The sequence below is a fragment of the Chryseobacterium sp. S0630 genome, assembly GCF_024158915.1.
GTDB lineage: Bacteria > Bacteroidota > Bacteroidia > Flavobacteriales > Weeksellaceae > Chryseobacterium.
This window is the reverse complement of record NZ_JAMZGF010000103.1, coordinates 1-7,734: the sequence shown is the minus strand read 5'-3', so window position 1 is coordinate 7,734 and position 7,734 is coordinate 1. Positions and strand designations below refer to the sequence as shown.

The window sequence follows — 7,734 nt, the reverse complement described above, 5'->3', positions numbered from 1 at the left end:
ATTCACTATTCACTTAATATCCTAAAATTGATGATCCTTCACATTCTCTTTATACCATGATGAATATTTCACATAGTTATCTGCAATTCTGTTCACTTCTCCTTCCAGTAACTGGGCATTGATATCTTTGATTTTTCTTGCAGGAACTCCTCCCCAAACTTCTCCGGATTTAATGTGAGTTCCCTGAGTCACTACAGAACCTGCTCCTACAATAGAGTTTTCTTCTACCAGACAATCATCCATCACAATAGCTCCCATCCCAATCAGTACATTATCTTTAATGGTACATCCATGAACAATGGCATTATGTCCTATAGAAACATTGTTCCCGATATTCAAAGGATATTTCTGATACGTACAGTGCAACATTGCATTATCCTGAACATTCACTTTGTCACCCATTTTGATATAGTGAACATCACCTCTGATCACTGCATTATACCAGACACTGCAGTCTTTTCCCATTGTAACATCGCCAATAATAGTTGCAGTTTCTGCTAAAAAAGTATTCTCTCCGATCTGTGGTGCTTTTCCTAAAAGCTGTTTTATTAGTGCCATAATATTAATTTGAAAATGTGAAAATGTGCCCAATTGAAAATTAAAATACACTATCTTTTCTGATATCTAACTTCTAAATTACAGTGATAGCAAAAATCTAACTCTCAATTTTCAGCTTCTAACTTCTAATGCGTATTTTTGTATCTCAAATTTAACGAAAAAATGCGTACCGTACTTATAGAACCAACTGAAAACCCAAAAGTGATGAAATTTGTAGCAGATTACAATCTCATCCCAGGGTCTTTAGAACTGGACAGAAATTCAGATATTTCGGAAATTCCTTTAGCACAGGAACTTTTCAATTATCCTTTTGTGGAAAGAGTTTTCATTACCGCTAATTTTGTAGCAGTAGCAAAACAGGATACCATAGAATGGGAACATGTTGCTGAAAGTCTGAAAAATGTAATTGAGGATGAATTACTGGCCAACCCGAGAATTTATCTTCAGAAGAAAAAAGAAATGTATCAGATTTATGCTGAAATGACTCCGAATCCAAATGTAATGAAATTTGTTTCGAGCAAATTACTGATGGATGGTTTTGTGGAAGTAAAATCGAAAGAAGCTGCTGAGGAAGTTCCTTTGGCGCTGGCTATTTTTAAAGAGTTTGATTTTGCAACGGAAGTTTTCATTTCGGACAACTTTGTAGCGGTTACAAGAAATAATTCTGTAGAATGGCACCAGGTAATGATGACTGTTCGTGCGCTTATTGCCGAATATCTTCAGAACGGAGGTGAAATTTCAAAAATAGAACCTCAGAAACATGAAAATCCAGTTGAAAAAATTATCAACAGAGATTATACAGAGGATGAGCAGAAAATTTCTGACATTTTAAATGAATATGTAGCTCCTGCTGTGGAAAATGATGGTGGAAAAATTTCTCTGATGGAATATGATCAGGAAAGTAAAACAGCTAAAATGCTTCTACAGGGCGCATGCTCTGGATGTCCAAGTTCTACTGCTACTTTGAAAAACGGAATTGAAAATATTTTAAAACAATTCGTTCCGGACTTAGTAGAAAGAGTGGAAGCCGTAAACGGATAAAACAGTTAAAATGCCTCCCGGAAAGAAAATTGTAATCATTATAGGAAGTGCTTCTGAAAACTCCAGCAATCAGAAACTGATGGAGCAGGTATTGGAAAGGATAGACAATAAAAATTTCCAAATATATACTGATCTTTCTGTTCTTCCGCATTTTGATACGGCATTAACGGATGATCATACTCCGGAAGAAGTTCTGAAAATCAGAGAGGATATTAAAAACTCAGCAGGTGTCATTTTTTCCACACCGGAATATATTTTCAGTATCCCGGGAAGATTAAAAAATTTATTGGAATGGTGTGTTTCCACAACAATATTTTCTGAGAAACCTGTTGCTGTAATTACCGCTTCTGCCAGTGGAGAAAGAGGTAACGAAGAGTTATTATTAATTTTAAAAACTCTTGGAGCGGTAGCAGATGATAAACATCAGACATTAATAAAAGGGATAAAAGGCAAATTTGACGGCAATGGCTTACTGGAAAGTAATACCTTTGCCAAAGTATTAAAATTAGTAACAGATTTTAAAAGCTCTGTTTCATAATTAAAATTTAGAATATTGAATAAGAAAGGAATTTTACTAGTCAACCTCGGATCACCGAGATCAACTTCTGTAAACGACGTAAAGGAATATCTTGATGAGTTTCTGATGGACGAAAGAGTGATTGATTACCGTTGGATCTTTCGTGCACTTCTTGTACAGGGAATCATTCTGAAAACAAGACCTGCAAAATCTGCTGAAGCCTATAAAACGGTTTGGACGGATGAAGGTTCTCCGCTGATTGTGATTACTGAACAAATTCAGAAAAAACTTCAGAAAGTGGTAGATGTTCCTGTGGAAATCGGAATGAGATATGCACAACCAAGCATTGAAGCTGGTATCCGGAAACTGGTTGATCAGGGAGTCACTGAAATTGTTCTTTTTCCACTATATCCTCAATATGCAATGAGTACCACGGAAACCGTGATTGAAAAAGCAGAAGAAGTGAGAAAAAAGAATTTTCCAGCTATAAAGATCAATTACATTCAGCCTTTCTACAACAGAGATATTTATATCAACTGCCTTGCAGAAAGTATAAAAGAGAAGCTTCCTGAAAATTTTGATGCCCTGCAGTTTTCTTATCATGGAGTTCCGGAAAGACATATTTATAAAACAGATCCTACGAAGACCTGTAACCTTAATGACTGTTGTTCCAGAGAGGATAATCCAAGTCATCAGTTCTGCTATCGTCATCAATGTTATAAAACGACACAGCTTGTCATTGATAAATTGAATTTACCTAAAGAGAAAACGATTGTTTCTTTCCAGTCAAGATTAGGAAAAGACAAGTGGATTGAGCCATATACAGACGAAACCCTGGAGACCATTGGCAAAAAGGGAATAAAAAACCTGGCTGTTGTATGTCCGGCATTCGTTTCCGACTGTCTTGAGACTCTGGAAGAGATTTCTGTAGAAGGGAAAGAGCAGTTTATGCATGGTGGAGGTGAAAACTTCCATTACATTCCATGTCTGAATGATGAAGACCGATGGATTGAAGTTGTAAAAACGCTTTGTGAAGAAAAACTGAATGATTTTTATTTGGTATAACCTTCTTTACTTAAAATATACAAAAGGCCGCAAGAATTAACTTGCGGCCTTTTCGTTGAATATATTAAAAAGTTTGGTGCTATTTTTTAATAAGGTTTCCTGCTTTCTCTCCGTTTACCAGTACAATATATACTCCTGGAAGAATATTGGAAGGCAATTGGATGTTCAGCTTATTCACCCCATCAGTTATTTCTACTTTCTCAGAAATTTCTTTCTTACCTGTAAGACTTACCAATTCTACAATTCCTTTCCCTGATTTTCCGTCAAAGCTGATGGTAAATCTGTCTGTTGCAGGGTTTGGACTTATAGTGTACAGCGCTGTATCTGTGGCTGCCACTTTTCCTGCCGGAGAAGTTCCACCACCTACGCCTACAGCATTCCATGCATTTTTAACCTGAGTTACCTCGTTGCTGGTTGCTCCGTATAAATCGGTAGCAGCCTGAATAGAATAAGTTCTTGCATTAGCGTATGTAGAAGAAGAAGTAAGATAAGTCGTTAATGTTCTGTAAGCAATTGCTCCGGCTTTGTCCAGTCCGATTGCTGAAACATTGTATGCAAAGCCTTTGTCATTCGTACCGGAACCTCCTGTAACTAACAGATAATACCAGAAGTTAAGGACACCTGAATTGGTATGAACTCCACAATAATCATTAGATTGGCTAGGTGTAACGCAACCTGAAGTTGTAGTTGTTTTCCAGTAGGTTCCCATATAGGTATCTGGCTGGCTGTACGCATTTGGATTCGCCATATTTCTGATCACGTAGTTGAAATCTTCTCCCAGTGTCCAGCTTGCCTGAGTAGGTCTTGCCCAACGCTCAATGGTATTTCCGAAGATATCTGAGAAACCTTCATTCAATGCTCCGGATTCTCTCTGATAAGCAAGATTCGCTGTTTTAGAAGTCAATCCGTGTGTAATTTCATGACCGCATACATCTATTGCTGTTAAAGGCTTTCCTCCGTTCGTTGTAGAGCTTCCATCCCCATAAGTCATTCTGGAACCATCCCAAAATGCATTGAAGTAGTTGGTAGAATAATGAACATAAGATTTAATAGCAAAATTATTGTTATCAATACTCTTACGTCCGTATTTTGTATAGAAATAATCCACTGTCATTTCTGCTCCCCAATGCGCATCGGTAGCATATTGGTCTTTATTGGTATTGACATTGTTCCAGTTATTGTCAGTATCTGTGAAGTCTACAGCAGAAGCATAACTTGTTCCTTTTTTCAGGTTGTAAGTTTCTACAGAAGTTCCCCCATTTCTTCCTGTTTCTCTTAAACGGTAGCTTCCGTTATAAGAATCTGTAGTGATGTTACGGGTTCCGCTATATCCTGTCACTGCTGTTCCAGGGCTATTCACTTCATGAATAATAGCATCTACTCCCAGTACTTTTCCATTTTTAGCATCTACAAAAACATATTGTCTGCTTAATGGTTTTTCAGCATAGATATCGAATTTATAAGCTAATCTTAAATCAATCAGTCTGTCGTCATCAGGATCTGAATAGTAAACTAATTCACCTTTAGGAGCATAGCTTGCATTAGGATCGCCTGTTTCTTTTTTAAGAAAATCTTCCTCTTCTTTATTTTTCCATTTATAGGAATCCGCACCTACGAATGACAAAGCACTCTGTAATGCTGCATTCTCAGCAAGACCGGCATTTTTTTCAAGCCCTTTCGGAACTTTAACAACCCATTTTCCGGATTGTCCTACAATTTTACCGTCTTTTGTCTGTACCGCCATCATTCCGTATTCTACAGGAATATCATTAACGGTCTGTTGAAATCTTTGAGTTTCAAAACCTAATGCATCTTTTTCCAGCCCCAGTTTACGAGCTTGTCCTGGAGAAAGTCTCTGAGAAGCTTCGTCAAATAAAACAGGAGTTCCCTGATATGCAGGTGCATTTTTTTCAAATCTCATAAATTCAGCATGTAGTCCGCTTTTACCCGGAACTAATTTCGATGGAGTGTTTTGTCCAAACACAAAGGAGCAGGCGGCAACACTTGCCACTAAGATAAATTTCGTTTTCATATTAATATTGGTTGATTGTGGTGACGAATTTATAAACTTTTCACAATAAAACAACAAAAACAATGAATAAAATTCAATTGATATTATAAATCAATAAATAAAACACAATGATGATTTTAAAAAAAAGAAAATTATTTAAATATAATTTTTCAACAATATAAATTTTATGTTAAAAAAATTAATTAAAATCAAAATTTTGTGAATTATTTTTTTTCACTATGTAGTGCATTATATTATGAAAAAATTAGTCATAATATAAGATTTGGGAGATTAATTCTTTTCAATATGGACAAAAAAATAGGACTATCTTAAGAGACAGCCCTATTTTTTATGTATATTTTAAATTATAATTACTTACCGTTTGTTGGCAATCGGTGTTCTGAATTCTCCATATCCCATTAAACCATCATAATTTCTTCCGAACGGTGCATAATAAAGAAATGCCTGATAAAGATTTTCTGTCTGCCAGAAATTACCATTCACTTCCCCAAAATTCAAACCGTTTCCATCTTTTGTTACCAAAACATAGTTATAAAAACCTTGTTTCAGGAATATTTTTGCCACATATTGTTTGGTAGAAGCATTATACTGCATCTGATTTTCCTTACTGGGTTTAAAATTATTAAATCCTCCCAGCACATAAATTTCTTTATCCACAGGATCAGAATCCAGATAGAAATGCACCCACGAATAATCCGCTTCTCTTTCTGCATCTCTTTCTCTTCCCAAATCGTTTCTTCTGTAATACCATGCTCCATTGACATCGGGCTGATACTGATAGTTTAAAGGAAATGCCCATACCGGATGAAGATACGTCTGATTGACATCATCTTTTATTTCGGTAGCACGAACCATATCAGCGGCCATATTCATATTTTTATTATCGAAATAATAAAACTCATTATCTCCCGGGAACGTAAGATTCATCTGCTGGAAAAGAACCTGATTTCCTAAAACACTGCTTGGCTTAAGATTAGAAATCACCATATTCGGGTTGTTATTCTGCATCACATTCATTGTGATTGAATTGACATTAGAAGAAATATCACCTCCCTTCGGAGAAACATTCACTTCTACCCTCTGATTAAGATTCGGATTTTTTGCATCCGCAAATCTCGAAATATTTAACCCTACGGATGTTACATCTTCTACCAGATAAAACCTTTTTTTGAAAAGAGGCTGGTCTGCAGAATCTTTATAAACAATCAGTTCATAATTTCCTGAAACTTTCAGCTGAATTTTATCATTCGGAAAAACGAGTTTATAGTGAGTGTAAGCCTGTAATGTATTGAAAGAATACTGAAACTGATCCAGAAGTGCATTCATACTTCCGGTAGCAAATTCTGTAAAAAACAGATTATCTTCATTCCAATTTCTGTCGTAATGTTTGAATGTATACCTATAGATCTGACTACCGTTGGTAAGATCATCAAAGCCCAGAACCAGCTGTTCGCCAATCTTAATTACAGGGGTTTCATCATTGGTCTGAGGGTTGAACAGCTGAACACTTTGGATATTTTGTCCAAAAACCAGTCCGCCCAAAGAAAGTAAGAGTATTCGCAAAGTTTTCATTATGACGAAGATAGCGAAAAATAGCCATTTTCTTAATAATATCGTATTTTTGAATAAAAAATATTCAGATATGCTTCAGATTCAAGGTTTCGTATTCAACTTTGCGAGCGAAAATACTTATATCCTTTATAACGAAAATAAAAATGCCTGGTTAATTGATCCGGGAAATATGAATGCTCAGGAAACTCAGGCTATTGAAAACTTCATTGCTGAAAAAGGACTGAAGATTCAGAAAATTCTGTTGACCCATGCTCATATTGATCATGTATTAGGACTTCAATGGGCTTTTGACAAATTTAACGTACCTGTCAATATGCATCAGGAAGACCAGGAAGTACTGGATATGCTTCAGGCAAGCGGGATGAGATTCGGAATGCAGATCAATCCTGTAAAAGTGGAGGTAGAATATATAAAGGAAGGGGATGAACTTGATCTGGATGGAGAAAAGTTCAAAATATATCATGTTCCGGGACATTCTCCTGGAAGTGTTGTTTATCATAATGACAATCAGAAATTCATGATTTCCGGTGATGTCCTTTTTGAAGGCAGTATTGGAAGAACAGATTTATATAAAGGAAATTATGATCAGCTGATTGAAGGGATTAAATCAAAACTTTTCATTCTGGATAATGATACTCAGGTTTTCTCAGGACATGGAAATCCTACATCAATTGGCTTTGAAAAACAGTATAATCCATTTTTGAAGTAAGCGATTTATTTAAACCTCATGCAGATTCCTTTAAGATGAAATGATTTAAGTTTATTTAAAAATACTTATATAGCTAACCATTAAGAAGGATTTAAGTAATAAAGAATAGTTAAGATGAATCATTCTGATTTTTAAGCTTAAAGCGAAACTTATCTTAATACACTCAAATGCTTAATTATAAACCTTAATGTTTCAAAAAATAAAATTTAAACATAATTAACAGGTCGCTCCTCCGGAGCT

7 protein-coding genes are annotated in these 7,734 nt (G+C 35.7%); 4 read left to right on the top strand and 3 right to left on the bottom strand.

Translation table 11 applies throughout. The features are described from left to right. Positions 1–21: 21 nt before the first annotated feature. On the bottom strand, positions 22–558 hold the full coding sequence (locus tag NK356_RS23780; protein WP_034694954.1) for a gamma carbonic anhydrase family protein: 537 nt from the start codon (positions 556–558) through the stop codon (positions 22–24). Between the two features lie 162 nt (positions 559–720). Between NK356_RS23780 and NK356_RS23775 the strand changes: the two genes are divergently transcribed. Genes NK356_RS23775 through hemH form a run of 3 tightly spaced genes read left to right on the top strand, consistent with a single transcriptional unit; the run spans position 721 to position 3,181 of the window. Then, positions 721–1,599 carry an iron-sulfur cluster biogenesis protein NfuA gene (locus NK356_RS23775; protein ID WP_034694953.1) on the top strand — a complete coding sequence of 293 codons (879 nt, stop codon included), beginning with the start codon at positions 721–723 and terminating at the stop codon, positions 1,597–1,599. Between the two features lie 10 nt (positions 1,600–1,609). Beyond that, entirely contained in the window at positions 1,610–2,137 is a 528-nt protein-coding gene (locus NK356_RS23770; protein ID WP_253318217.1) for an NADPH-dependent FMN reductase, read from the top strand. Positions 2,138–2,152: 15 nt separating this feature from the next. After that, the gene (gene hemH, locus NK356_RS23765) at positions 2,153–3,181 is read left to right on the top strand and encodes a ferrochelatase (RefSeq protein ID WP_034694949.1); all 1,029 of its coding nucleotides are present in this window, start codon (positions 2,153–2,155) and stop codon (positions 3,179–3,181) included. 79 nt (positions 3,182–3,260) lie between these two features. On the opposite strand, the gene NK356_RS23760 is transcribed toward hemH, so the two are convergent. Together NK356_RS23760 and NK356_RS23755 are read right to left on the bottom strand one after the other, a co-directional pair. Next, positions 3,261–5,213, bottom strand: coding sequence for a M4 family metallopeptidase (locus NK356_RS23760; RefSeq protein WP_051934294.1), 1,953 nt, complete (start codon positions 5,211–5,213; stop codon positions 3,261–3,263). Between the two features lie 354 nt (positions 5,214–5,567). Beyond that, on the bottom strand, positions 5,568–6,785 hold the full coding sequence (locus tag NK356_RS23755) for a DUF5103 domain-containing protein (protein ID WP_034694948.1): 1,218 nt from the start codon (positions 6,783–6,785) through the stop codon (positions 5,568–5,570). Positions 6,786–6,855: 70 nt separating this feature from the next. Here NK356_RS23755 and NK356_RS23750 point away from each other — a divergent pair, with 70 nt between their 5' ends. Next, the gene (locus NK356_RS23750) at positions 6,856–7,494 is read left to right on the top strand and encodes an MBL fold metallo-hydrolase (RefSeq protein ID WP_034695035.1); all 639 of its coding nucleotides are present in this window, start codon (positions 6,856–6,858) and stop codon (positions 7,492–7,494) included. Positions 7,495–7,734: the final 240 nt, after the last annotated feature.